The following is a 23,269-nucleotide window of genomic DNA, read 5'->3' on the forward strand; positions in this document are numbered from 1 at the left end:
GTGGTTTCGGCGGTGCGACGTCGAAATCACCAGTGGGTCAGAAGTATCGGGGGAAGGGAGACCAGTCGGGCTCGCGCTTGTCGAGGAAGGCGTCGCGACCCTCCACCGCCTCGTCGGTCATGTAGGCCAGGCGTGTCGCTTCACCGGCGAACAGTTGCTGACCCACTAGGCCGTCGTCCTGCAGGTTGAAGGCGTACTTCAGCATTCGTTGTGCCTGAGGTGATTTCGCGTTGATCTTCGCAGCCCACTCGATTGCCGTGTTCTCGAGCTCTGCGTGATCGACCACCTTGTTCACTGCGCCCATACGGTGCATCTCCTCGGCCGAGTACGTCTCGCCGAGAAAGAATATCTCCCGGGCGAACTTCTGACCGACCATCTTGGCCAAATACGCACTGCCGTAACCACCGTCGAAGCTACCGACGTCCGCGTCGGTCTGCTTGAACCGGGCATGCTCGCGGCTCGCGAGGGTCAGATCGCACACCACGTGCAGGCTGTGGCCGCCGCCCGCTGCCCAGCCGTTGACCAAGCAGATGACCACCTTGGGCATGAAGCGGATGAGGCGCTGCACCTCGAGGATGTGCAGGCGCCCGGCGCGGGCCTTGTCGACGGTGTCGGCGGTCTCTCCGTCTGCGTACTGGTAGCCGCTGCGTCCGCGAATGCGCTGGTCACCGCCGGAGCAGAAGGCCCACCCGCCGTCCTTGCTGCTCGGCCCGTTGCCGGTGAGCAGTACGGTCCCCACATCGGAGCTCACCCGAGCATGTTCGAGCGCGCGGTAGAGCTCGTCGACGGTGTGCGGCCGAAACGCGTTGCGAATCTCGGGACGATCGAACGCAACCCGGACGGTCGCGTCGGACACGTGCCGGTGATACGTGATGTCGGTCAGGTCCTCGAAGCCGGGAACGGGACGCCACAGTGCTGGGGTGAAGGTCACGGGCGTCAGCTTAGTGTGGGCCGACGCCGGATCAGGGCTGGGTCCGTGCCGACCGGTCGGTGCAGCTAGCGTGCAGTCATGACCGACCCGATCGAACTGGACCGCGATTACGACCACCATGGGGGCTTCCCGCGTTTCGTGCCTGCGAAGGTGGGGCCGGAGTACGGGCAGCTGCTCGAGGCGCTGCGCACGGTGCAGGACCTCGCGGTATCGACCTCGTTGCCGGCCGAGGTCACCCAGGCGGCGGCCGACAAAGCCCGGGAACTGATCGAGCTGCTGACCCCGCACGTGGTGGCCGAGGGCCGCCAGACCGCCGGGCGCGTTCCGCGTCTGCCGGGTCGAGGTTCGCTGCTGTTGATGCCGTGGATCATCGAGAAGATCGACGCCGACGGCGTCCGTAGTCGGGGCATGTTCCGTCGTTTCCATCTCGGGGGTAACTCCGCAGCGCACGGCGGCACGCTGCCACTACTGTTCGACGACCTCTTCGGCCTCATCCAGCACGCGTACGGCAGGCCCATCAGCCGGACGGCGTATCTGCACATCAACTACCGCAAGGTGACGCCGCTCGATACCGAGCTGGTCGTCGAGGGTGCGGTGGATCGGGTCGAGGGACGCAAGACGTTCATCAACGCCCGGCTGACCGATCTGGACGGCAACCTGTTGGCCGACTGCGAGGCGTTGATGGTGCAGCTGCTCCCGGGGCAGCAATGATTCCCCCGATCGACGATGTGCTCGACGGTGCACACGTGCTCTCGCTGCCGATGCGCACCAAGTTCCGTGGCATCACCACCCGTGAGGTGATGTTGATGCGCGGGCCCGCCGGTTGGGGTGAATTCTCACCGTTTCCCGAGTACGACGACGCGGAATCGGCCCCGTGGTTGGCGTCGGCGATCGAAGCCGCGTGGGACGGCCCGCCGAGTCCGCTGCGCCGACGCATCCCGGTGAACGCGACGGTTCCGGCGGTAGCGGCTTCGGACGTGGCGTCGGTGCTGAGCCGGTTCCCCGGGGCCGAGACGGCGAAGGTCAAGGTGGCCGAGAAGGGGCAGACCCTCGCCGACGACGTCGCCCGGGTGCGCGCGGTGCGCGAGTTGGTTCCGCGGGTACGGGTCGACGCCAACGGGGGTTGGAGCGTCGACGAGGCTGTTGCGGCTCTGGCCGCCCTGACCGCCGACGGTCCACTCGAGTACGCCGAGCAACCGTGCGCGTCCGTGCCGGAGTTGGTCGAAGTTCGGCGTCGGGTGCCCGGGGTGCGGATCGCTGCCGACGAGAGCATTCGCCGGGCCGAGGATCCGATGAAGGTCGTTCGGGCAGGCGGAGCCGACATCGCCGTGCTCAAGGTAGCCCCGCTCGGCGGGATGCGAGCGGTGCTCGAGCTGGCCGGAGAGCTGGGGGAGTATGGCGTGCCGGTGGTGGTGTCGAGTGCTCTCGATTCTGCTGTCGGTATCTCGTCCGGTTTGGCCGCGGCCGCTGCGCTGCCGCATCTCGAATTCGCCTGCGGTCTGGGAACGGGCGCACTGTTCGTTCGAGACGTCGCACCCGTGCCGGAGGTGATCGACGGAACGTACCCGGTCGGCAGCCTCGAACCCGATGCCGAGGCCCTGATCGAGCTCGATGCCGACGCCGATCGCACGCAGTGGTGGATCGAGCGAGTTCGGCGCTGCCACGCCCTTCTGCGGTAGTCTTGCGCCCGGTCCGCGTGGGGCCGCTGACACATCTGGGAGGAACTTCGAAGTGGTTGCTGCACTCAAGGATTCGCTGCTCGACGAGTCGAAGGCCGACGCTCTGCGCGTCGATGTCCTGGCGCTGATCGACGCCGAGGTCGCAGACAAGAAGGGTGCGAGCGGGCTCGCGGTCAAGGGGGGATACGGCGCGGTGAAGAAGGTCGGGCCGTCGTACATCGACAACGCGGTCTCGGCTCTGTGGCCCGATTTCGTCGACAAGCTCGACCCGTTCTGGCAGTCGTACAACGCTGCCCCGCAGGGCACGTTCGGTCAGTACCTGGCCGCCAACGGCGACGCCGCCTCCGACGCACTGCTCTCGGTCACCGATGCGCGCATCGAGGAGACCGACAAGTCCGTCGTCAAGAAGTTCTACGGCAGCCTGCGTGGCTCGGCGAAGAAGAACGTCACCGAGGCACTGCCTCGGGTGGGTGACCTGGTCGCCAAGCACGCCTGAGCGGCTTCGCCGCATGTGAGTGTGGAGCCCTCGGGTCGTTCCGCGGGCTCCACTCCCACCTCGTAGCAGGCTACGAGTTTCCGTTCACATGCGCGTAGCGCTCAATCGCTCCCAGTCGGCTTCCGTCTGATCCGCGTACAGCTGCGCGAAGCGGCACAGCGCCACCTCGAGGGCGTCGGAATCGCCGGTGTAACCCGAGATCATCGACGCGCCACTGGTGCGCGCATGTCCTTTGGCCAGCAGTCGGCCCACCACCCGTGCGTAGTCCACCAGAGCGGGTGCGTCGATCGACGACAGGTCGATCGTTCCCTTCATGTTGCGGAACTGGCGCACGTAGTACTGCCGTCCGGCGATGGTCGTCCAGCCCAGCAGCGGATCGCTGACGGTCTGCAGATCCTGCTGATACTCCACGACCCGCTGGCCCTGATGATCGTGCCAGGCCGATTCGCCGTGCACGTACGGCGCGAGCACCGAGCGTCTGGCCTGCTTGAGCTGCAGAAACACCACGTCGTCCTCGCTGGTGCCCTCGAGCAGAGCCACGTACGCCCGCAGTCCGACGCTGCCGACGCCGACGACGCGGTGCGCCACGTCGATCAACGTGTATCCACCGAGCACTCGACGCCAGTGCGGGGTGAGGGTGAGCAGGTACTCGTCCAATCCGACGGCGAGAAGTTCCTCGTCCCGCGCCGAGATGCGGGTGGTGATCGGCGGCTCCTCGACGATTCTGCGCTTGCCCTCGTGCTTTTCGGTGAAGCGCGGCAGAACGCGGTCACTGGTGCGTCGACGCGCCTTCTTGGTGGCGCGTTTGATCTCCTTGCGCAGCGACCCCTCGGTGGCGTCGCGCTGCAGTTTCTCGGCCGTCAGGCGCTGGAACGATCGCGACATCAGTGGTTCGTCGGCAAGTCTGGCCACCTCGATTCGGTACGCGGACACGCAGGCGGTGACGGCGTCGCGGCACTGGTCCTCGGTGCGGCCGTTCTGCCGCCCGGCCACCCAGATGCTTGCGGCGAGGCGTCGTAGATCCCATTCCCAGGCTCCCGGGTGGGCCTCGTCGAAGTCGTTGAGGTCGATGACGAGGTCGCGTTCGGGGGAGGCGTAGAACCCGAAGTTGCCCAGGTGGGCGTCGCCGCTGATGACCGGGTTGATGCCGGTCGACGGCAACATCGCCACGTCCCGGGCCATGACGATGGCCGTGCCGCGCAGGAATCCGTAGGGGGATTCGACCATCCGCTCCAGGCGCGTCGGTATCAGCCATTCGATGCGGCCCTGGTGCGAGTATTCGATCTGCTTGACCGGGTCGGGTCGATCCGCCGGTGGGGTCCAGTCACCCAGGGAGGCGATCGGTACCTTCTCGCGGAGTCGTCGACCCAGTTCGTAGCGTTCGGCGCGGGGGAGAGGACGGGCGCGCAGCGAGGCGAACGATGCGCCGTCGATTTCGACCGAGTCGGTGACGACCGTGTGACCTTTTCCCAAGCCGGACATGTGAGATGACACTAATCCAGTGCTGTCCGGTGGCTTCACAGAACTCGGGTTGGAGGTACTCGGCCGTGCCGGCGACATCGGTGGACCTGAGTCCGAATGGGGTCGCGTCGATTCACTCGGGCCGCCCTCGCCGGTAGTGCTGGACGACCTTCGCTCCCATCGGCACCGCGAACAGCATCATGAACACTCGGATCACCTGCGCGGCCACGACGAACGTCACGTTCGCACCGGTCGATGCCGCGATGGCCAACACTGCGTACACCCCACCCGGGGTGGTGGCGAGGTAGCCCTCGTATCCGCTGGTGCCCGTCGCCGAGGCCAACCACAGCCCCAACATCGCGCACCCGACGGTGACGGCGATGATGAGCAGCAACGCGGACGGCAGCACCCGCGAGATGGACTTCAGGCTCGCGACGGTGAACCGCAGACCGGCTTGCCACCCGATCACGATGTACGCCGCCCACAGCAGCAACGTGGGAACACTGGCGTCGAACGAGAACCCGAGAACGTCGGCGCACGTGGCGACGATCAGCGGGCCCAGCAGCGCCGGAGCGGGAAATCGGAGTGCCAGTGCGAGCAGGACTCCCACCCCGCCGCAGACCAGAACGAAGGCCAGGTCCACGTACAGCGGAGCGCCGGAATCGGCGAGCATCGTCGACTGACCGGGTTGTGCGCGGAACACCAGTGTCGCCACCAGCGGCAGGGTGGTGGTGACGAGAACGACCCGCAGGTACTGCACCACTGCCACGACGCGTTCGTCGCCGCCGAGTTCCTGGGCGATGGCCACCAGCCCCGACGCGCCGCCCGCGACCAGTGCCAGCGCACCGGTCAGCGAATCGATGTCCTTACGCAGTCCCAGCAGCGCGCCCGCGGCGATGGACAGCACGAGCGTTCCGACGCATGCCAGCAGTACCGGCAACCAGGCGTCGCCCAGTGAGCTGAGGGTGTCTCGCTGCACCAGCGTTCCGATCTCGACACCCAGCACCGCCTGTGCCACCATGCCGAGTCGGCGCGGCAGCGGGGCGCGCTCGGTTCCGGTGGTCGGTGCCCAGCCGGCGAGCGCGAAGATCACCGCCACCAGCAGCGCGACGAACAGTGCGGCCGACGGAATCCCCAGAGCATCCGCGCCGACGGTCAGGCCGACCGTGACGAGAATCAGCAGCGACCAGCGAATCAAGAAGGGCGCTCGATCTCACGAACCTCGGGCGGCAACCCCCACTCGGTACGGCCGAGGCGGCTGAGCGGAGCGATGGCGTCGAACTCGGGCAGTCCGTCCTCGGCCAGATATTCGGGACGCACCGACAGGGCGACGACGGTGCCCATGACGACGAAGCAGTTGCCCACCTCGACGACGCGATGCAGTCTCGCCTCGATGGCGATCGGAGCGGCTGCCACGCGCGGTGGTGTGACGACGGTGCTGGGTTCGCTCTCGATCCCGAGCTCCTCGAATTCGCTGACGCCGTGATCGAAGCTCGCCGAGCTGCCGTTGACCTGATCCACCAACGGTGCCGTCGCCAGATTGACGACGAACTCGCCGGTGGCCTCGATGTTGCGCAGACTGTCCTTGCGGCTCACCGAGGTGAACTGCACGACCGGCGGTTCCACCGAGGACACCGTGAAGAAGCTGTACGGCGCGAGGTTCGCCACACCGTCGGTCGAGACGGTGGAGATCCATGCGATCGGCCTGGGGACCACCGACGCGGTCAGGAGCTGGTAGAAGCGGCGGGAGGAGACCTCATCGGGCCGGAAGACTGTACGCACACGTCAATACTGTCAAAGCCCGGTTGCGGCGGCTGACCGACGCATCTGACACTCTGGATTCTGTGAATCCGTCCACCGCACAGGCCACCGCAGTCGTCGACGAACTGGCGCGCAGCGGCATCCGAGACGTCGTGTTGTGCCCCGGCTCGCGGAACGCCCCGCTGGCGTTCGCGTTGCAGGAGGCGGACGTTGCCGGCCGCCTGCGGTTGCACATGCGGATCGACGAGCGAACCGCGGGCTTTCTGGCCATCGGCCTGAGCCTGGGCAGTGGTCAGCCCGTTCCTGTGGTCATGACGTCGGGAACCGCGGTCGCCAATCTGGGGCCTGCGGTTCTCGAAGCGAATTACGCGCGCATTCCGCTGATCGTCATCAGCGCCAACCGCCCGTACGAGATGCTCGGCACCGGCGCGAACCAGACCATCGAGCAGCTCGGCCTGTTCGGATCTCAGGTACGCGCGACGATCAGCCTCGGACTCGCCGAGGAAGGCCCCAAGCAGAACAGTCAGTGGCGCAGCGCCGTCTCCCGCGTCATCGCCGCGGCGCGCGGCGCACGTTCCGGCAACGCCGGTCCGGTGCACTTCGACATCCCGTTGCGTGAGCCTCTGGTGCCTGCGATCGGCGACCCCGGCGCGCGTCCGGAGGGTCGGCCCGACGGGTTGCCGTGGACCTCGACCACGCAGGCGACATTGGACGTCCCCGTCGAACTGGATCTGACAATCGACACCGTGGTCGTCTCCGGTCACGGCGGTGCCGTGCGTCCGGAGCTGGCCGGGTTGCCGACCGTCGCCGAGCCGACCGCACCCCTGCACGGAATCCCGTTGCATCCCTTGGCTCTTGCGCAGTTGAAGCCGCGCCAGGCCGTCATCACCGGGCGGCCGACGCTGCACAGGCAGGTCTCGGCGCTGCTGGCCGATCCGGCCGTGGACGTCATTGCGCTCACCACCGGTCCGCGCTGGCCCGACGTCTCGGGCAACGTGCTGGCCACCGGTACCCGAGCAGTCACCACCGGTGCGCCCGACCCCGCCTGGATCGCCCGCTGCGCCGCGCTCTCCGAGAGGGCCGAACTGGCTGTGCACGAACAACTTCGAGAGCACCCCAAGCCGACGGGACTGCACGTGGCGGACGTGGTCATGTCTGCGCTGCGGTCCGGAGATCAACTGGTGCTCGGAGCGTCCAACCCCGTGCGCGACGCGGCCCTGGTGGCGACTCCGAACCCGGACGTGAAGGTTCTCTCCAACCGCGGCGTGGCCGGTATCGACGGCACCGTCTCGACGGCCATCGGTGCCGCGATGGCCGGAAAGCGGCGCACCGTGGCACTTCTCGGTGATCTGACATTTCTGCACGACGCAGCAGGCTTGCTGATCGGCACCGGAGAACCGCGTCCCGAAGACCTGACGATCGTCGTAGCCAACGACGACGGCGGCGGCATCTTCGAGCTCCTCGAACAGGGCGATCCGCAGTACGCGGGGGTGTTCGAGAGAGTGTTCGGTACGCCGCACGGCATGGACCTCGGCGCGCTGTGCGGTGCCTACCGCGTGGAGCATCGACTGGTCGACTTGGCCGATCTGGCAACCGAACTCACCGGGCATGCCACGGGAATCAGGGTGCTGGAAGTGACCACGGAGCGATCGGGACTGCGCGATCTACACGCGGCGATTCGGGCGCGTCTCTAGTTCTCCTGCGCTGCAACCCATTCGAGGGTCTGGCCGGTTTCCTGGTCGATCATGTCCTTGATCATCTTGTTGATCAGGTCCTCGATCTTGCCGCCCACGATGGGGATCTTCACGGTCGAGTCACCCTTGACGATCAGTTTCGCGCCGGTGCCGTTGGGGCGCAACGACAGGGTGCCGTTCACCTTCGCGGGCAAACCGGTGGTGCCGCCGATCAGCGTCCCCTCGGCGCGGTCGCCCTCGAGTGGCCCCCAGTGATCGGTGCGCGAGACGATCAGCTTTCCCTTGATCACCTTCGTGACGAAGCCGGGGAGTTCGGACGTGCCGACCTCTTCGGAGATGTCGACGGTCAGGCCACCGTCGTCGTGCTTGGTCAGCTCGTACCCGTCGGTCTTCTTCGCTTTGGCGAAGCGCGCCATCCACTGGTCCTCGCTGGTGAGTGCTGCGTGCACGTCAGCGGGGGGATTGGACGATTCGACGGTGAACTCGAAGCTGCGCGACATGAGTCCAGACGCTACCCGAGCCGAGTCGCGTCGGCTGCGAAGTAACCTGATCGCTGTGACCGATACCGACAGAGGCAGCCGAACGCTGCACAGGGCCCGGCTGGTCGTGCTGGTGGTCGCCGTCGCGATTTCTGTCCTCGCCGTGCTTCTCGTGATCGGGGCCTGGCGCAACGACGTCACCATCGACTCCGACAAGGGCACCGCCACCGCCGAGGTGCTGTCCGCGGGCAAGTTGCGCTCGGCCGTCAGCTTCATCACCCCCGACGGTGTGACGCACAACCCCCCTCTCGGCGTGCTGTACCCCACCAATCTCGTCGCGGGCCAGCGCATCGAGGTCGAGTACTACAAGGCCGACCCGGACGTCGAGTTGGTTCGCGTCGCGGGCCGCGACGCCACCGTCGCGATCGTTCCGGCCGGATCCGTCATCGTCGTCACGTGGCTGATCGCCGGTCCGGCGCTGTTCTGGTTACGTCGCAAGGAGGCCGAGAATGCGTAACGCAAAGCATTTCGTCCTCGCTGCCCTCGGTTCGGTCGCCGGGTTCGCGCTGGTGAACTTCGGAAACATTGCGTCCTCGATCGTGGTGATGGTGCTCGCCGTGGTGTTCGTTCTGGTCCTGACGACGCCGGTGCTGTATCCGCGATCTCTGTCCGACGACGCGTCGCGCAATCAGGCAACGGAGAAATCGGTGCCGTTGATCTACTGGCGTCCGGGATGCATCTTCTGCTTGCGGTTGCGGGTGGCGCTGCTGCTGCGCGGAAAGAAAGCCGTGTGGGCGAGCATCCGCCAGGACCCCGCTGCGGCCGCGCGAGTGCGATCGGTGAACGACGGCAACGAGACGGTTCCCACGGTGTTCGCGGGATCCGAACATCGCACCAACCCGGATCCGTCGTGGGTGCTCGCGCAATTCGTGTGACGTTGGCCCACACGTAACGTTGTCCATACCTGGCCGACGGCGGGGCCGCCCACACTGAGGATCGTGCGAGTAGCCATCGTTGCGGAATCGTTCTTGCCCAACATGAACGGCGTCACCCACTCGGTGATCCGTGTCCTCGAACACCTCGACAAGACGGGGCACGACGCCATCGTCATCGCTCCGGACAATCCGTCCGGTCCCAGAGCCGCGACGTGGCACGACAACGTTCCGGTGCACCGGGTGCCGTCCGTCATGGTCCCCAAAGTGAGCTCGCTGCCCGTCGGCGTCCCCGGGCTCGGCATGGTCTCGGCGATGCGCGCCTTCGCCCCCGACGTCGTACATCTGGCGTCACCGTTCCTGCTCGGAGCGGGCGGTCTGGCCGCAGCCAACCGGCTGGACGTCCCCGCGGTCGCCGTTTATCAGACCGACGTCGCCGGTTTCGCCGCCAGCTACGGCCTCGGCCTCACCTCGAAGGCCGCGTGGCGCTGGACCAGGAGACTGCACAGAGGCGCGGCCCGCACTCTGGCCCCGTCCACCTCGGCCGTCGACGCGTTGGAGTTACACGGCATTCCGCGCGTGCACCGGTGGGCCAGGGGAGTCGACGCCGGTCGCTTCGCACCCTCGGCCGCATCGCAGACGCTCAGAAATCAGTGGGGAGCAGGCGAGAAGCTGATCGTCGGCTTCGTCGGCAGGCTCGCCCCGGAGAAACACGTCGAGCGGCTCGCCGTACTGGCCGCAGACCCGTCGATCCAACTGGTGATCGTCGGCGGCGGACCCGATACAGCAACACTGCAGGCCCTGATGCCGAACGCCGTGTTCACCGGCCAACTCGGCGGCGTCGAACTTGCACAGGCCTACGCCAGCTTCGACATCTTCGTGCATCCAGGCGAACACGAAACCTTCTGCCAGGCAGTGCAGGAGGCACTTGCCAGCGGAGTGCCCGTCATCGGACCGGACGCCGGCGGCCCGCGCGATCTGATCTCGCACTGTCGCAACGGTTATCTGCTGCCGGTCGACAAGTTCACCGAACTGCTACCCAGCGCCGTCGGAGCGCTCGCCGAACCCACCACCCGCGCCCGCTTCGGCGACGCAGCCCGCAAATCGGTACTGCACCGCACCTGGCCTGCCATCTGCGACGAGCTGATCTCGCACTACTACGACGTGCAAGGCATCACAGCGCCGCGGGTGCAGAAGATCGCTTGAGTAGTCTGGACTTCGTGGCCCAGACATCACGCGCAACCCTGGCAAAAGAGCCCCACGAGGTGGCGTCGATGTTCGACGGCGTCGCCCGTCGATACGACATCACCAACACGGTTCTGTCGTTCGGACAGGACCGGAGTTGGCGCAAACTGACTCGGCGCGCCCTCGATCTCAAACCTGGCGAGCGGGTACTCGACCTCGCCGCAGGCACCGGCGTCTCGACCGTCGAACTCGGGCTCAGCGGAGCCTGGTGTGTGGCCACCGATTTCTCCAAGGGCATGCTGCAGGCAGGACTGCAGCGAGGCGTTCCGATGGTCGCAGGCGACGCGATGGCACTGCCCTACGCCGACGCCAGCTTCGATGCCGCCACCATCTCCTTCGGCCTCCGCAACGTCTCCGATTTCGACGCAGGCCTGCGCGAGATCGCCCGCGTCACCAAGCCCGGTGGCAGGCTCGTCGTCTCGGAGTTCTCCACGCCGGTGTTCGGCCCGTTCCGCACGGTGTACATGGAATACCTGATGAAGGCGTTACCGAAAGTCGCTCGCGCCGTGAGCAGCAACCCCGACGCCTACGTCTACCTGGCCGAGTCCATCCGCGCGTGGCCGACGCAGGAGCAATTGGCGCAACGCATCGCCGACGCCGGTTGGACCGACGTGCAGTGGCGCAACCTCACCGGTGGAATTGTGGCTCTGCACAAGGCAACTCGGCCCTGACGCGATTCAGGTAAAAGGCGGTCGGGAATCGATTTTCAGTGATCCGCTTCCCGATGCCCGCCAGGTGCGGGCGACGAGGTCGCTGTCCGCTTCGGTGATGAGGTTGCCCATGCAGCGGACGGCGACTTTCATCAGTGCCCGCGAGCGCATGCCCACCGGTCCCGTTGCGGGCAGGAATCTCGGCACCGTCAACAGTCCGGCGAGGCGTCGAGCGATGGAGAAGGACTGCCCGTAGTGCTCGCGCAGCAAGGTCGGCCAGGCGTCGGTGAGGTCGGGGTGATCGAGCAGGTCGACGACCATGCGACCGCCTTCGAGTCCGTAGTCGATGCCCTCGCCGTTGAGTGGGTTCACGCAGGCTGCGGCGTCGCCGATGATGGCCCAGTTGGTGCCTGCGATTCCCGAGACCGCGCCGCCCATCGGCAGCAGCGCCGACGCCACCGAACGCAACTCCCCGCCGAGGGCCCATTCGCCGCGGCGCTGGTGGGTGTAGAGGTCGAGCAGTGGCCGCAGCGCTCCGGGTGCCGGCCTCTTGGCGGTGGCCAAGGTGCCGACGCCGATGTTGATGGTTCCGTCGCCCAGCGGGAAGACCCAGCCGTAGCCGGGCTGCAGAGTGCCTGCCGCGTCACGTAATTCGAGGTGCGAGCTGATCCACTCGTCGTTGCTGCGGCCCGAGTCGATGTAGGCGCGAGCGGCGACGCCGAATGCGGTGTCGCGATGCCATTGCCGCCCGAGTTGCTTGCCCAGAGTGGAGCGGACACCGTCGGCGACGATCACTGTGCGGCAGGAGATCTCGTGTGCGCCGGCGGCGGTCTGCAGGGTTACCGAGCGGACCGAATTGCCGTCGCGGGTGACGGCGACAGCCTTCGCTCCCTCGGCCATCACGGCCCCGGATTCGACTGCGGCGACGCGAATCCTGTCGTCCAATTCGGTTCGGGGAACGGCACTTCCGACGGTGGGAAGGGACTTGCTCGGCCACTCGAGTTCCAGTTCCTGCCCGAAACCGCTCAGTCGCAGTCCTCGGTTGCGCGCTTTGCCGCGCACCCACTCGCCCAGACCCAGCTGATCGAGCTCGGCGACGGCGCGTGGCGTCAACCCGTCGCCGCACGTCTTGTCGCGGGGGAACACTGCCGCGTCGGCCAGGACGACGTCGCGGCCGGATCGTGCGGCCCATGCCGCAGCGGACGATCCTGCGGGGCCCGCGCCCACGACCAGAACGTCGGTCGCGGTGGGTGGGGCCGGGTGGGAAGAGGTCACGGGTTCCAGTATCCCGATTTCTACGAACGGGTGCGTCGAGGGCCTCCGGTCGACGCCGTGTGAAGCGTCACCTGTGGTCGGTGACACCGTCCCACCGGTGTGCACGCTAGGTTCACTACGGTAGAAGGCGAGCAGTGGCGCTTCGCCGCTGCCGCCGGCATGTCGACGACAGGACAGGGACCAACATCGTGAGTACAGACGACGCTGCCGTAGCAACGGTCGTTGCCGGAGTCGACCTGGGTGACCCGGAGCTCGCGCGAACCGTCGCCGACGGCCTCGCACGCGTCGAAGAACTGATGATCAGCGAGCTCTCCGACGGTGAGGAGTTCCTCACCGAGGCCGCTCTGCACCTGGCCAAGGCCGGCGGAAAGCGCTTCCGGCCCCTGTTCACCGTGCTGACCGGTCAGCTGGGACCGTCGCCGACCGATCCGGCGATCGTCACCGCGGCCACGGTCGTCGAGCTGGTTCATCTGGCGACGCTCTATCACGACGACGTCATGGACGAGGCGTCGATGCGTCGAGGTGCCGAGAGCGCGAACTCACGCTGGGGCAACAGTGTGGCGATCCTCGCAGGCGACTACTTGTTCGCGCATGCGTCTCGTCTGGTGTCCACCCTCGGACCCGACGCCGTCCGCATCATCGCCGAGACCTTCGCAGAACTCGTCACCGGTCAGATGCGCGAAACCATCGGGGCCAAGAGCACCGACGATCCCGTCGCGCACTACCTGAAGGTCGTGTGGGAGAAGACCGGATCGCTCATCGCCTCCTGCGGACGCTTCGGCGGAACGTTCAGCGGCGGCGACGCCGAACATGTGGGACGCCTCGAGCGCCTCGGTGACGCCGTCGGTACAGCCTTCCAGATCTCCGACGACATCATCGACATCTCCTCGGCAACCGAGCAGTCCGGAAAGACTCCCGGCACCGACCTGCGGGAGGGTGTACACACTCTGCCGGTGCTCTTCGCTCTGCGCGAGGAAGGTGCCGACGGCGATCGGCTGCGCGAGATCCTCGCCGGTCCGGTCACCGAAGACGCACTGGTCACCGAGGCTCTGGAGCTGCTGCAGCGCTCACCCGGCATGGTCTCGGCAAAGAAGACACTCGGTGAATATGCCGCGCGGGCTCACGCAGAACTCGCCCTGTTGCCGCAGGGTCCGGCCAACGATGCCCTCGGTCGCCTGGTGAACTACACCGTCGAGCGCGTCGGGTAGTCGGCTCGGACTTCGGGCCGGGAACTGCCGGTCCAGGTGTTTTCGTTGAATCGGGTAGGAAGACCCGGTACGAGGAGGCATCTTCAGTCATGAACGGTTACGCGAACGGTGCGAAGACTTTCGGCCTGTTGGTCGGGATGTCGGCGCTCATCGTGTTCATCGGTTCGCTGTTCGGTAACGCGACCATTCTCATCGGCTCCATCGTGTTGGCAGTCGGCGTCAACGGCTACGCGTACTTCAACAGCGCGAAGATGGCCCTGCGGTCGATGCATGCCGTCCCGGTGACCGAGCTCGAGCAGCCGGCGATGTATCGCATCGTGCGCGAATTGGCGACGGCCGCTCATCAGCCGATGCCTGCGCTGTACGTCAGTCCCACCAACAACCCCAACGCGTTCGCCACCGGCCGCAACCCCCGCAACGCTGCGGTGTGCTGCACCGAGGGCATTCTGCGGATCCTGGACGAGCGGGAACTGCGCGCGGTGCTCGGGCACGAGCTCTCGCACGTCTACAACCGCGACATCCTGATCTCGTCGGTGGCCGGTGCGATGGCGTCGGTCATCTCGGGTCTGGCGAACCTGGCCTTCTTCGCCAACATTTTCGGCGGACGCGGCAACGGGGGCCCGAACCCGCTCGCGTTACTGCTGGTGTCGATGCTGGGGCCCGTTGCGGCCAGCCTGGTTCGCCTCGCGGTCTCTCGCTCGCGTGAGTACCAGGCCGACCAGTCCGGGGCCGAGCTGACCGGTGACCCGTTGGCGCTGGCGTCGGCGCTCCGCAAGCTCGAGCAGGGAGTGCAGCTGGCACCGCTGCCGCCCGAGCCGCGGTTGGCGGCGGAGTCGCATCTGATGATCGCGAATCCGTTCCGCATGGGCGACAAGGCCGGGCAGCTGTTCGCCACCCACCCGCCGATGGCCGACCGCATCGAGCGACTCGAGCGGATGGCCGGCCACCGGCCGTATTGAGCGGCCGCGCCGCATGTGAGCAGAAACTCGTAGTCCACTACGAGGTTCCGTTCACATGCGGCACAGGAGTGGAGCCTGCCGAACGACCCAGGTGAGAAGCCGCTCTATCGGTAGTTGACGAACTGCAGCGCGATGCCGAAGTCCTCGTTCTTGAGCAACTGCTGGATGGCCTGCAGATCGTCGCGCTTCTTGCTGCTCACGCGCAGTTCGTCGCCCTGGATCTGCGCCTTGACGCCCTTGGGGCCGTCGTCGCGGATCTTCTTGGAGATCTTCTTGGCGTTCTCGGTCGTGATGCCCTGCACCAGCTTGCCGGTGACCTTGTAGACCTTGCCGGACGCGGCCGGATCGTTGGTCTCGAAGGCCTTGAGGGAGACGTCCCGTCGGATCAGCTTTTCCTTGAACACGTCGAGGGCGGCCTTGACCTTCTCCTCGGATTCGGAGGTGATGACGATCGTCTCCGACTCGCCGCTACCGGACCATTCGATGCTGGTGTCGGATCCGCGGAAGTCGAAGCGGGTCGCCAGCTCCTTCGCGGCCTGTCCGACGGCGTTGTCCACTTCCTGTCGGTCGACCTTGCTCACTACGTCGAAGGACGAATCAGCCACTTCTCACACTCTCCAGTCGAATCGAAAATTTGATTTGGCGGTGGTGTCGGTCCACATCCCGCAGGGACTTTATCGGCCCGCTACCGACCGTATCCACCCGGTTTGCGTTCCGGGGGGACGTTCGTTGTATTCTTCTCACCGCGCCGAAGAGCAGTACGGGCTTCGATCGCATCACGGCAGATTGCCCGAGCGGCCAATGGGAGCGGACTGTAAATCCGTCGGCTTATGCCTACGTAGGTTCGAATCCTACATCTGCCACACCTGGAACCCCGGCGAGGATTTCTCTCGCTGGGGTTTCCATGTGAAGAGGGACAGGAACGGCTCGCTGACCACGCAATTTGGTAGTCGGCGCTCCGAATGTGTAACCTCTTGAAGGCTTCAGCGCACGGCTCGATGTGTTCTGATCCCGCCCCCTTAGCTCAGTCGGTAGAGCGTTTCCATGGTAAGGAAAAGGTCAACGGTTCGATTCCGTTAGGGGGCTCGCTGGATTGGATGGCTCGACGTCGCGTTCCCCGCGTGGGATGGTGGACGGTGAGCACCTGAGGCGGTGTAGCTCAGTTGGTAGAGCAAACGACTCATAATCGTTGCGTCGCCGGTTCAAGTCCGGTCACCGCTACACAGTAGGCAAGCACGACCAGTAGCACTCATGAACAGTCCTGATTGACCCTGATCAGATTTACCCGAAAGTAGGCGTCCAGTGGCCTCCTCCACCGATGTGCGGCCCAAGATCACCTTGGCCTGCGAGGTTTGCAAGCACCGCAACTACATCACCAAGAAGAACCGTCGGAACGACCCCGACCGCATCGAGCTGAAGAAGTTCTGCTCCAACTGCGGAACGCATCGGGCGCACCGCGAATCTCGCTAGTCTGCTCGGCTCGCTGGTTCGCAGTTCCGATTTTTCGTCGGCGCCCGGCGTTAGGTCGCATTTTCTTCCCTAACGGCTCTTGCGTCCAGGGTAGAAAAGGTCTCCACCGTGTCACAAGCTCCACATGACGTACCGGCCATGGATGCATCCGCTCACGCGGCGTCCATGGTCGGTTGTCATTTCCGCGTCGACGACTTCTACGAGGTCGGCCGCGAGAAGGTCCGTGAGTATGCGCGTGCCGTCCAGGATTTTCATCCCGCGCATCACGACGAGGACGCAGCGAAGGGCCTCGGTTACGACGGTCTCCTCGCGCCCTTGACCTTCGTTTCCCTGCTCGGGATCATGTCGCAGACCCGGATGTTGCAAGAGGTCATCACGGGTTACGACCCGAGTCAGATTCTGCAGACCGATCAAAAACTGGAATTCCATCGCCCGATCCAGGTCGGCGATCGAATTTTTTGCGACGTGTATCTCGAGTCGTTCCGGCAGATGGGTGGCAGCGACATCATGACCACCAAGAACATCATCACCGATCAGAACGGCGACCTCGTGCAAACCACGTGGACGACGATCGTCGCGCGAACCGGCGGGGAGATCGACGAGAACATCGCCCATGCGGTGAAGGAAGTGATCAGGCATGGCGCTTCGTAACTTCGACGACGTATCGGTCGGGGACGAACTGCCTGAGCGAGTGGTGTCCCTGACCCGCGGCGACCTGGTCAACTACGCAGGCGTGTCCGGCGATCCCAACCCGATCCACTGGAGTGACGAGGTCGTCGCGCTGGCCGGATTGGACGACGTCATCGCGCACGGGATGCTCACGATGGGCCTCGGTGCCGGTTTCGTCACGTCGTGGCTCGGCGACCCGGGTGCGGTCACCGAGTACAACGTGCGCTTCACCAGTGCGGTGTTGGTCCCGGCCGATGCCCCGGCTTCGGTGGAATTCACCGGCAAGATCAAGTCCGTGGATGGCGACGAGCGAACCGCGATCGTCGCCATCGTCGCGAAGTCCGCGGGCAAGAAGATTTTCGGGCGAGCGACCGCAACGGTGCGCTTGGCCTGAGCATGGTCGATCCGGCGGAGGTCGTTCGCCGCCGGGACGACGGGATTTATCTGTTCCGAAGGGTGTGCAGTACACTGAGATTTCTGGGGTAATTCGGCGCTCCGCGCTGCCCGCGTCCTCCTCCGGAGGTTGCGTGGGCCGTGTAGTGCCGGATGGACACCAGAGCGGCCGAGAAGTTTCGGCCGAAGGGGCGTAGCTCAATTGGTAGAGCAACGGTCTCCAAAACCGTAGGTTGCAGGTTCAAGTCCTGTCGCCCCTGCCCAAGGTGTCAGCAACTGAGAGGAACGACGTGAGCGAGGAGCGCGGTAAGCGCGACGGTCGATCGGAGGAGGAGTTCGAGAACTCCTCGGCTTCGGGCGACGTCGCACCTGGCTCCGAGGGCCGTCCTTCCGATGCTGACACCACTGCCGGTGAATCCGCTGCAGACGCCGTGGTGCCCACCGGCAAGCGATCCACCAGCAGGTCCCGCGGTAGCGCTTCGGGCGTGTCGATGTCCAAGGCTCCGGCCGCATCCACCGCGCCGGCCAAGACCAAGACCGGCAGGACTCGATCGGGCAAGGTCAAAGCCGACAAGCGGCCGAACGTGTTCATGCGTCTGCTGCAGTTCTTCCGTGAGGTCGTCGCCGAGCTTCGCAAGGTCATCTGGCCGAACAAGAAGCAGATGGTCACCTACACCAGCGTCGTGCTCGTCTTCCTGACGTTCATGGTCGCGTACATCAGTGGCCTCGACCTGCTCTTCATCCAGGGCGTCGGCTGGCTGTTCGGCTGACCGATCGCAGCTGCGTGACTTATCGACGATCGAACCGAGCAGGAAACTAGAGAAAGGGTGCTGACGTGAGCACGCCGCACAACGACGCCACCGAAGTGGCCGCATTCGACGCCGATGTCGAGGCGACCAAGCAGGGCCTCGAAGCGGAGCAGGCCGCTCAGGACCGCGAAACCGACGAAGCCATCAAGGCCGACGTTGCCGCTGCTGCCGGTGAGGATGTTCCCGCCGAAGACGGCGAGGCAGCCGATGCCGACGTGACAGCCGAGCCCGAGGATCCCGTCGCCGAGATGAAGGCGGCTCTGCGCCGCGCTCCCGGTGACTGGTACGTCATTCACTCGTACGCCGGCTACGAGAACAAGGTCAAGGCCAACCTCGAGACTCGCGTGCAGAACCTCGACGTCGGCGACTACATCTTCCAGGTGGAAGTTCCCACCGAAGAGGTAACCGAGATCAAGAACGGCCAGCGCAAGCAGGTCAACCGCAAGGTTCTGCCCGGCTACATCCTCGTGCGCATGGAACTCAACGACGAGTCCTGGGGAGCGGTTCGCAACACTCCCGGCGTCACCGGTTTCGTCGGTGCCACCTCGCGGCCGTCACCGTTGACCATCAACGAGGTCGTCAAGTTCCTCATGCCGCAGGAAGGCACCAAGAAGGACGCGAAAGCGACCGCAGGTGCAGCCGAGCAGGGCGGCGACACCACGTCGAAGCCGACCATCGAGGTCGACTTCGAGGTCGGCGAGTCGGTCACCGTCATGGACGGCCCGTTCGCCACGCTTCCCGCCAGCATCAGCGAGGTCAACGCAGAGCAGCAGAAGCTCAAGGTGTTGGTATCGATCTTCGGCCGTGAAACACCGGTCGAGCTCGGCTTCACTCAGGTCTCCAAGATCTAGAAGCCGACCACAGACTTGCAGTAGCAACCGCAAGAAACCCGAGCGAATACAAGGAAAAAGAAATGCCCCCGAAGAAGAAGAAGCTAGCCGGGATCATCAAGCTTCAGATCCAGGCCGGTGCCGCCAACCCGGCACCGCCCGTCGGCCCCGCACTGGGCCAGCACGGCGTCAACATCATGGAGTTCTGCAAGGCGTACAACGCAGCGACCGAGTCGCAGCGCGGCAACGTCGTGCCGGTCGAGATCTCGGTCTACGAAGACCGTACGTTCGACTTCAAGCTGAAGACTCCTCCCGCTGCCAAGCTGCTGCTCAAGGCCGCAGGCGTGGCGAAGGGCTCCGGCGAGCCGCACAAGACCAAGGTCGCCAAGGTGACCATGGACCAGGTGCGCGAGATCGCCAAGACCAAGCAGGAAGACCTCAACGCCAACGACATCGATCAGGCCGCGAAGATCATCGCCGGCACTGCTCGCTCGATGGGCATCACCGTCGAAGGCTGATTTACCCGCCCAGCAGGAGCGGAGCCTGCGGAGCGACCGTTCCAGTAGGAGCGGAGCCTGCGGAGCGACCAAAGACACAGAACGTGGGAGAGCCGGCCAGGCTCGTCAACCACACTGAACTCGAACGAAGGACAGTAAGACATGGCAAAGCGCAGCAAGGCCTACCTCGAGCAGGCCGCGAAGATCGACCAGGACAACCTCTACTCGCCTCTCGAAGCCGCGAAGCTGGCCAAGGAGACCGCGTCGAGCAAGTTCGACCCCACCGTCGAGGTCGCAGTGCGACTCGGCGTGGATCCCCGCAAGGCCGACCAGATGGTGCGCGGCACCGTCAACCTTCCCCACGGCACCGGCAAGACCGCTCGGGTTATTGTTTTCGCCGCTGGTGAGAAGGCTGCAGAGGCCGAGGCAGCAGGAGCCGACGTCGTCGGTGCAGAAGATCTGATCGAGCGCATCCAGGGCGGATTCCTGGACTTCGACGCCGCGATCGCCACCCCGGATCAGATGGCCAAGGTCGGCCGTATCGCCCGTGTTCTCGGACCGCGTGGCCTGATGCCGAACCCGAAGACGGGCACGGTCACCAACGACGTGACCAAGGCCGTCAACGACATCAAGGGCGGCAAGATCAACTTCCGCGTCGACAAGCAGGCCAACCTGCACTTCGTCATCGGCAAGGCCTCGTTCGACGAGACCAAGCTGGTGGAGAACTACGGTGCCGCACTGGACGAGATCCTGCGTGCGAAGCCGTCGTCGGCCAAGGGTCGTTACGTCAAGAAGGTCACCGTCTCGACCACCACCGGACCCGGCGTCCAGGTCGATCCGAACCGCACGCGCAACCTCCTCGAGGACGACGCGAACGCGTAAGTCAGCTCAGCACTACCACGAAGGCCGGCCCCGATACATCGGGTGCCGGCCTTCGTCGTTCGTGGAGGTGCCTACGCAGCCCGCGCCCGAGCGAAATTCGTCAGGATGATGCCCGCGATGCGGTCGATCAGTGCGGCGGGCAGGTCGTGGGCCATCCCGTCGATCAGCGTCAGTTCGGCGTCGGGGACAGCGCGGGCGATGGCCTTCCCACCCGACGGCCGGACCAGTTTGTCGGCGGTGCCGTGGATGACCGTGGTGGGAGCGGTGATCTTCTTCGCGTAGGGCCGCAGACTGCCGGTGCCGGTGATGGCGGCCATCTGCCGCACGACACCGGACGGGTTGTAGTTCCGCTCGTACATCACCTGCGCGATCTCCAGTTGCTCCTCGGGTGGAGTGCGGTAACCGGGGGAACCGATCGCGGCGAGCGTCTTCGCCGAATGCGCGATGATCTCGTCCTTGGTGGCGTCCTTCCCGACGCCACCGATGAGCGGCAGCAGCGCGCGTGGATCGGGCGGTGGCAGGAACGGTTCGTTGGTGCTCGAGAAGAGGATGCCGACCGACTTCGTTCGTTCGGGATAGCGTCCCGCGAAGACCTGGGTGATCATTCCGCCCATGGAGGCACCGACGACGTGCACCGAGTCGATGTCGAGGTGGTCGAGCACTCCGACGGCGTCGGCCGCCATGTCCGTGATCGTGTAGGGCACGTCCGAGGACATCCCGAACTCGTGCCGGATCAGGCGAAGAATCTGGGACCCTCGCACTTTCTGCCCGGTCATCTTGGTGGACAACCCGATATCGCGATTGTCGATTCGGATGACCCGGTAGCCGGCGTCGACGAGACGGGTGCAGAAGTCCATGGGCCACAACGTCAATTGCGCGGACAGGCCCATGATGAGCAACACTGCGGGGTCGTCGATCGACCCCATGTCCTCGTACGCGATCTCGACGGAGTTCGTCGGCGCGACACCTTGTTCGATTCTCATGTTCTCGTTCCTACCAGCCGGGCTCACCGAGTACCGGAACCACCAGGTAACTCGGATTCTGCGGATCGATGTCGATGTCCTGTCTGCGCAGTCGCGTACGCACCAGATCCGGCAGGATCGGGATGAACCGCGGTGTGTCGGTGGCGAATACGCTCACGCGCAGGCAATGGCCGGATGCGATGACGGCCTCGGTGGTGAGGATGTCGATGTCGAGAGCGATGGGTTCGCCCATGGGGACCGGGAGCAGCGCTGCTTCGGTGAGTGGATGGTACGGGCGGGTGTAATCGCCGTTCGGGGCGAACAGTGATCGCTCGTCGTCGACGGCTCGGCGGGAGGCGAGCAGGGCTCCGTTGCTCAGCACGATCGATCGACCGCTCGGGGCGACGTCGCAGATCATGATGGCCCACATCGCTTCCGGTGCATGGCAGACGACGCGCAGGTGCAGGTTCATGGGGCCGGACAGCACGGTGTCCGACTCGGCGGGTGCGGTGGTGAAGGTGACTGCGGCCCCCTCGGCGAATCGATTGTCGTAGGTGAAGCCGCCGCCCAGGACTGCCGTCACGCCGGCGAGAACCTGTGTGGTGTCACGAGATACGACGGCTCGCAGTGACGGGCGAACGGTCAGGACGTCGGATTCGGCGGCCGGCTCGCCGGTGAGGCGGCCGTCGGCGACGGCATGGGGCGCGGTGCCGGACGCCGCTGCCGACAGGTACAGCCTGCGTGGTTGCGCCTGGGGAGCCGGAAAGCGCCCGTGCGCAGTCCAATTGCCGCCCTGTTGACGCAGGGTGACGGGGCCGTAGTTCTCGATTCCGTTGTCCACGTCGCGCAGCCATTTGTCGAACCAGGCGCGCTCGAGTACGTCGAGCCGAGGCGGAAATCCTGGTTCGCCGAATCCGATTCCCGGGTTGCCGTGGTAGCCGTCGCCGACGAGCAGTTGCTTGAATCCGCGTTCGAGGGGCAGCCGGTTGTAGATGTCCGGTGCGGAGCCGCCGAAGATGTCGTGCCAGCAGCCGTACAGAAACGTCGGTGCCGCGATGTCTTCGATGACGGCATCGATGGTGTCGTAGTACTCGTTGTCGTAGATTCGCGGATCTCCGCCTGTGACAAAGCCTTTGGCCAGGTCGAACAGATTGGTGGCCGGGGATCGAGCGCGATCGCGGAGCCAGGCGAGCGTGTCGATTCCGCCGACCGCAGGCGCCCACTTGAGTCCGTTGACGGCCGCGAGCCACAGTGGAATGAACGCCGAGGTTGCGCCTCCGGTGGCGAAGATCTCGCGCACGATGTCCACCGAGCCCTCGACCGCGAAGATCGCGTCGAGCCCGGGAGGCTGCTTGGCTGCGGCCTGCAGGGAGTTGATCGCGGAGTACGAGATTCCGGCCATTCCGATCCGGCCGTTGCACCAGTACTGGCGCCGGGCCCAGTCGATCACCTCGAGCGAGTCGAGCTGTTCCCGGGGACCCAGAACGTCCCAGGTGCCCGAGGAGCTGCCGGTGCCACGGACGTCGACGATAATCTGCACGTACCCGCTGCGCACGAGATGACGGTTGACCGAGAGCAGGTCGGCAGCGCCGCCCGCCACCACTCGGGTGATCTCGGTGATGCCGTCGAATCTGGTTCCGGTCAGGTCGAATGCGGACGAGAAAGCTCTGATGGCACGGCCCAGAACCGGGGTCTCGAGGATGGTGTCGATGCCCTTGATCAACAGCTTGTTGTAGGGCGTGAGGTTCAGGACCGTGGGAAACGTGCCTTCCACCGCCTGTCCCGACGCGTCCGCGGGGCGAAAGACGTATGCGCGCAACGCGGTTCCGTCGCTCATCGGAATGCGCACGTTCGTCGTGATGGACACCCGAGGGTAGCGCGGTTGCTCGCGCACGATTGCCGCCCACGCCGCTGCCGCGTCGCCGCCGCTCGGATCGCGTGCGGGTTGCAGGAGGGGGTGGGGGTGTACTGCCGTCATGGGAAACGA

At 65.5% G+C, this 23,269-nt stretch carries 26 protein-coding genes and 4 tRNA genes; 21 read left to right on the forward strand and 9 right to left on the reverse strand.

The window, feature by feature from the left end; all coding sequences use genetic code 11:
• Positions 1-37: 37 nt before the first annotated feature.
• Positions 38-931 (reverse strand): 1,4-dihydroxy-2-naphthoyl-CoA synthase, encoded by an 894-nt coding sequence (locus R3P95_RS11600; RefSeq protein WP_068046296.1) that lies wholly within the window; start codon positions 929-931, stop codon positions 38-40.
• Between the two features lie 78 nt (positions 932-1,009).
• Here R3P95_RS11600 and R3P95_RS11605 point away from each other — a divergent pair, with 78 nt between their 5' ends.
• From R3P95_RS11605 to R3P95_RS11615, 3 genes are read left to right on the forward strand one after another with little or no spacing between them, the layout of a single operon-like run.
• Positions 1,010-1,642 carry a PaaI family thioesterase gene (locus R3P95_RS11605; RefSeq protein WP_068046293.1) on the forward strand — a complete coding sequence of 211 codons (633 nt, stop codon included), beginning with the start codon at positions 1,010-1,012 and terminating at the stop codon, positions 1,640-1,642.
• Positions 1,639-2,610, forward strand: coding sequence for an o-succinylbenzoate synthase (locus tag R3P95_RS11610; protein WP_317548441.1), 972 nt, complete (start codon positions 1,639-1,641; stop codon positions 2,608-2,610). The genes R3P95_RS11605 and R3P95_RS11610 overlap by 4 nt, the downstream gene beginning before the upstream one ends.
• Before the next feature lie 52 nt (positions 2,611-2,662).
• Positions 2,663-3,106: a DUF6918 family protein gene (locus R3P95_RS11615; RefSeq protein ID WP_037187084.1), complete on the forward strand. Its 444-nt coding sequence runs from the start codon at positions 2,663-2,665 to the stop codon at positions 3,104-3,106.
• Positions 3,107-3,190: 84 nt separating this feature from the next.
• Here R3P95_RS11615 and R3P95_RS11620 read toward each other — a convergent pair whose 3' ends face one another.
• From R3P95_RS11620 to R3P95_RS11630, 3 genes are all read right to left on the reverse strand, one after another.
• Complete coding sequence (locus R3P95_RS11620; protein WP_317548442.1) at positions 3,191-4,588, reverse strand: DUF2252 domain-containing protein; 1,398 nt, start codon at positions 4,586-4,588, stop codon at positions 3,191-3,193.
• A gap of 112 nt (positions 4,589-4,700) precedes the next feature.
• The gene (locus R3P95_RS11625) at positions 4,701-5,765 is read right to left on the reverse strand and encodes an AbrB family transcriptional regulator (protein ID WP_317548443.1); all 1,065 of its coding nucleotides are present in this window, start codon (positions 5,763-5,765) and stop codon (positions 4,701-4,703) included.
• On the reverse strand, positions 5,762-6,349 hold the full coding sequence (locus R3P95_RS11630) for a flavin reductase family protein (RefSeq protein ID WP_317548444.1): 588 nt from the start codon (positions 6,347-6,349) through the stop codon (positions 5,762-5,764). Before R3P95_RS11630 ends, R3P95_RS11625 begins: the two co-directional genes overlap by 4 nt.
• 62 nt (positions 6,350-6,411) lie before the next feature.
• Here R3P95_RS11630 and menD point away from each other — a divergent pair, with 62 nt between their 5' ends.
• Positions 6,412-8,022, forward strand: a complete 1,611-nt coding sequence (menD, locus tag R3P95_RS11635; RefSeq protein ID WP_317548445.1) for a 2-succinyl-5-enolpyruvyl-6-hydroxy-3-cyclohexene-1-carboxylic-acid synthase — start codon at positions 6,412-6,414, stop codon at positions 8,020-8,022.
• Here the strand turns inward: menD and R3P95_RS11640 are convergent.
• Positions 8,019-8,522 carry a DUF2505 domain-containing protein gene (locus R3P95_RS11640; protein ID WP_068046280.1) on the reverse strand — a complete coding sequence of 168 codons (504 nt, stop codon included), beginning with the start codon at positions 8,520-8,522 and terminating at the stop codon, positions 8,019-8,021. The two genes, menD and R3P95_RS11640, sit on opposite strands and share 4 nt — an antisense overlap.
• A gap of 55 nt (positions 8,523-8,577) precedes the next feature.
• On the opposite strand from R3P95_RS11640, the gene R3P95_RS11645 reads away from it, so the two are divergent.
• The 4 genes from R3P95_RS11645 (at position 8,578) to R3P95_RS11660 (ending at position 11,349) form a co-directional block, all read left to right on the forward strand.
• The gene (locus R3P95_RS11645) at positions 8,578-9,018 is read left to right on the forward strand and encodes a DUF3592 domain-containing protein (protein ID WP_068282362.1); all 441 of its coding nucleotides are present in this window, start codon (positions 8,578-8,580) and stop codon (positions 9,016-9,018) included.
• Positions 9,011-9,436 (forward strand): glutaredoxin domain-containing protein, encoded by a 426-nt coding sequence (locus R3P95_RS11650; RefSeq protein ID WP_149406690.1) that lies wholly within the window; start codon positions 9,011-9,013, stop codon positions 9,434-9,436. The genes R3P95_RS11645 and R3P95_RS11650 overlap by 8 nt, the downstream gene beginning before the upstream one ends.
• A 63-nt stretch (positions 9,437-9,499) precedes the next feature.
• Positions 9,500-10,639 carry a glycosyltransferase family 4 protein gene (locus R3P95_RS11655; protein ID WP_223145652.1) on the forward strand — a complete coding sequence of 380 codons (1,140 nt, stop codon included), beginning with the start codon at positions 9,500-9,502 and terminating at the stop codon, positions 10,637-10,639.
• A gap of 14 nt (positions 10,640-10,653) precedes the next feature.
• Positions 10,654-11,349, forward strand: a complete 696-nt coding sequence (locus R3P95_RS11660) for a demethylmenaquinone methyltransferase (protein ID WP_068046274.1) — start codon at positions 10,654-10,656, stop codon at positions 11,347-11,349.
• A gap of 6 nt (positions 11,350-11,355) precedes the next feature.
• Here R3P95_RS11660 and R3P95_RS11665 read toward each other — a convergent pair whose 3' ends face one another.
• Positions 11,356-12,603, reverse strand: coding sequence for a geranylgeranyl reductase family protein (locus tag R3P95_RS11665; RefSeq protein ID WP_317548447.1), 1,248 nt, complete (start codon positions 12,601-12,603; stop codon positions 11,356-11,358).
• 188 nt (positions 12,604-12,791) lie between these two features.
• On the opposite strand from R3P95_RS11665, the gene R3P95_RS11670 reads away from it, so the two are divergent.
• Positions 12,792-13,811 carry a polyprenyl synthetase family protein gene (locus tag R3P95_RS11670; RefSeq protein ID WP_094641106.1) on the forward strand — a complete coding sequence of 340 codons (1,020 nt, stop codon included), beginning with the start codon at positions 12,792-12,794 and terminating at the stop codon, positions 13,809-13,811.
• 89 nt (positions 13,812-13,900) lie between these two features.
• Entirely contained in the window at positions 13,901-14,770 is an 870-nt protein-coding gene (gene htpX, locus R3P95_RS11675; protein WP_068046268.1) for a zinc metalloprotease HtpX, read from the forward strand.
• Between the two features lie 104 nt (positions 14,771-14,874).
• Here htpX and R3P95_RS11680 read toward each other — a convergent pair whose 3' ends face one another.
• Complete coding sequence (locus R3P95_RS11680) at positions 14,875-15,375, reverse strand: YajQ family cyclic di-GMP-binding protein (protein ID WP_008713817.1); 501 nt, start codon at positions 15,373-15,375, stop codon at positions 14,875-14,877.
• A 175-nt stretch (positions 15,376-15,550) separates the two neighbouring features.
• Between R3P95_RS11680 and R3P95_RS11685 the strand changes: the two genes are divergently transcribed.
• The 11 genes from R3P95_RS11685 to rplA all read left to right on the forward strand — a co-directional run bounded on the left by R3P95_RS11685 (position 15,551) and on the right by rplA (position 20,320).
• Positions 15,551-15,633, forward strand: a tRNA-Tyr gene (locus tag R3P95_RS11685).
• A 150-nt stretch (positions 15,634-15,783) separates the two neighbouring features.
• A tRNA-Thr gene (locus tag R3P95_RS11690) sits at positions 15,784-15,856 on the forward strand.
• Between the two features lie 62 nt (positions 15,857-15,918).
• Positions 15,919-15,991: transfer RNA gene (locus R3P95_RS11695), tRNA-Met, on the forward strand.
• An 81-nt stretch (positions 15,992-16,072) separates the two neighbouring features.
• Positions 16,073-16,240, forward strand: coding sequence for a 50S ribosomal protein L33 (gene rpmG / locus R3P95_RS11700; RefSeq protein ID WP_027498281.1), 168 nt, complete (start codon positions 16,073-16,075; stop codon positions 16,238-16,240).
• A gap of 138 nt (positions 16,241-16,378) precedes the next feature.
• Positions 16,379-16,891, forward strand: a complete 513-nt coding sequence (gene hadA / locus R3P95_RS11705; protein WP_068046265.1) for a (3R)-hydroxyacyl-ACP dehydratase subunit HadA — start codon at positions 16,379-16,381, stop codon at positions 16,889-16,891.
• Positions 16,878-17,303: a (3R)-hydroxyacyl-ACP dehydratase subunit HadB gene (gene hadB, locus R3P95_RS11710; RefSeq protein ID WP_149406692.1), complete on the forward strand. Its 426-nt coding sequence runs from the start codon at positions 16,878-16,880 to the stop codon at positions 17,301-17,303. Before hadA ends, hadB begins: the two co-directional genes overlap by 14 nt.
• Before the next feature lie 186 nt (positions 17,304-17,489).
• A tRNA-Trp gene (locus R3P95_RS11715) sits at positions 17,490-17,562 on the forward strand.
• 30 nt (positions 17,563-17,592) lie between these two features.
• A complete protein-coding gene (gene secE, locus R3P95_RS11720) occupies positions 17,593-18,072 on the forward strand; it encodes a preprotein translocase subunit SecE (protein WP_094641108.1) in 480 nt (159 codons plus the stop codon).
• Between the two features lie 65 nt (positions 18,073-18,137).
• The gene (gene nusG / locus R3P95_RS11725; protein WP_317548448.1) at positions 18,138-18,962 is read left to right on the forward strand and encodes a transcription termination/antitermination protein NusG; all 825 of its coding nucleotides are present in this window, start codon (positions 18,138-18,140) and stop codon (positions 18,960-18,962) included.
• Positions 18,963-19,024: 62 nt separating this feature from the next.
• A complete protein-coding gene (rplK, locus tag R3P95_RS11730; protein WP_008713829.1) occupies positions 19,025-19,459 on the forward strand; it encodes a 50S ribosomal protein L11 in 435 nt (144 codons plus the stop codon).
• A gap of 141 nt (positions 19,460-19,600) precedes the next feature.
• Positions 19,601-20,320 (forward strand): 50S ribosomal protein L1, encoded by a 720-nt coding sequence (gene rplA / locus R3P95_RS11735; protein ID WP_027498276.1) that lies wholly within the window; start codon positions 19,601-19,603, stop codon positions 20,318-20,320.
• A gap of 71 nt (positions 20,321-20,391) precedes the next feature.
• Here the strand turns inward: rplA and R3P95_RS11740 are convergent, their stop codons facing one another.
• Together R3P95_RS11740 and R3P95_RS11745 are read right to left on the reverse strand one after the other, a co-directional pair.
• Positions 20,392-21,303 carry an alpha/beta fold hydrolase gene (locus tag R3P95_RS11740; protein ID WP_317548449.1) on the reverse strand — a complete coding sequence of 304 codons (912 nt, stop codon included), beginning with the start codon at positions 21,301-21,303 and terminating at the stop codon, positions 20,392-20,394.
• Positions 21,304-21,313: 10 nt separating this feature from the next.
• The gene (locus tag R3P95_RS11745; protein ID WP_317548450.1) at positions 21,314-23,260 is read right to left on the reverse strand and encodes a CocE/NonD family hydrolase; all 1,947 of its coding nucleotides are present in this window, start codon (positions 23,258-23,260) and stop codon (positions 21,314-21,316) included.
• Positions 23,261-23,269 lie beyond the last annotated feature (9 nt).

The organism is Rhodococcus cercidiphylli, from assembly GCF_033042225.1.
GTDB lineage: Bacteria > Actinomycetota > Actinomycetes > Mycobacteriales > Mycobacteriaceae > Rhodococcoides.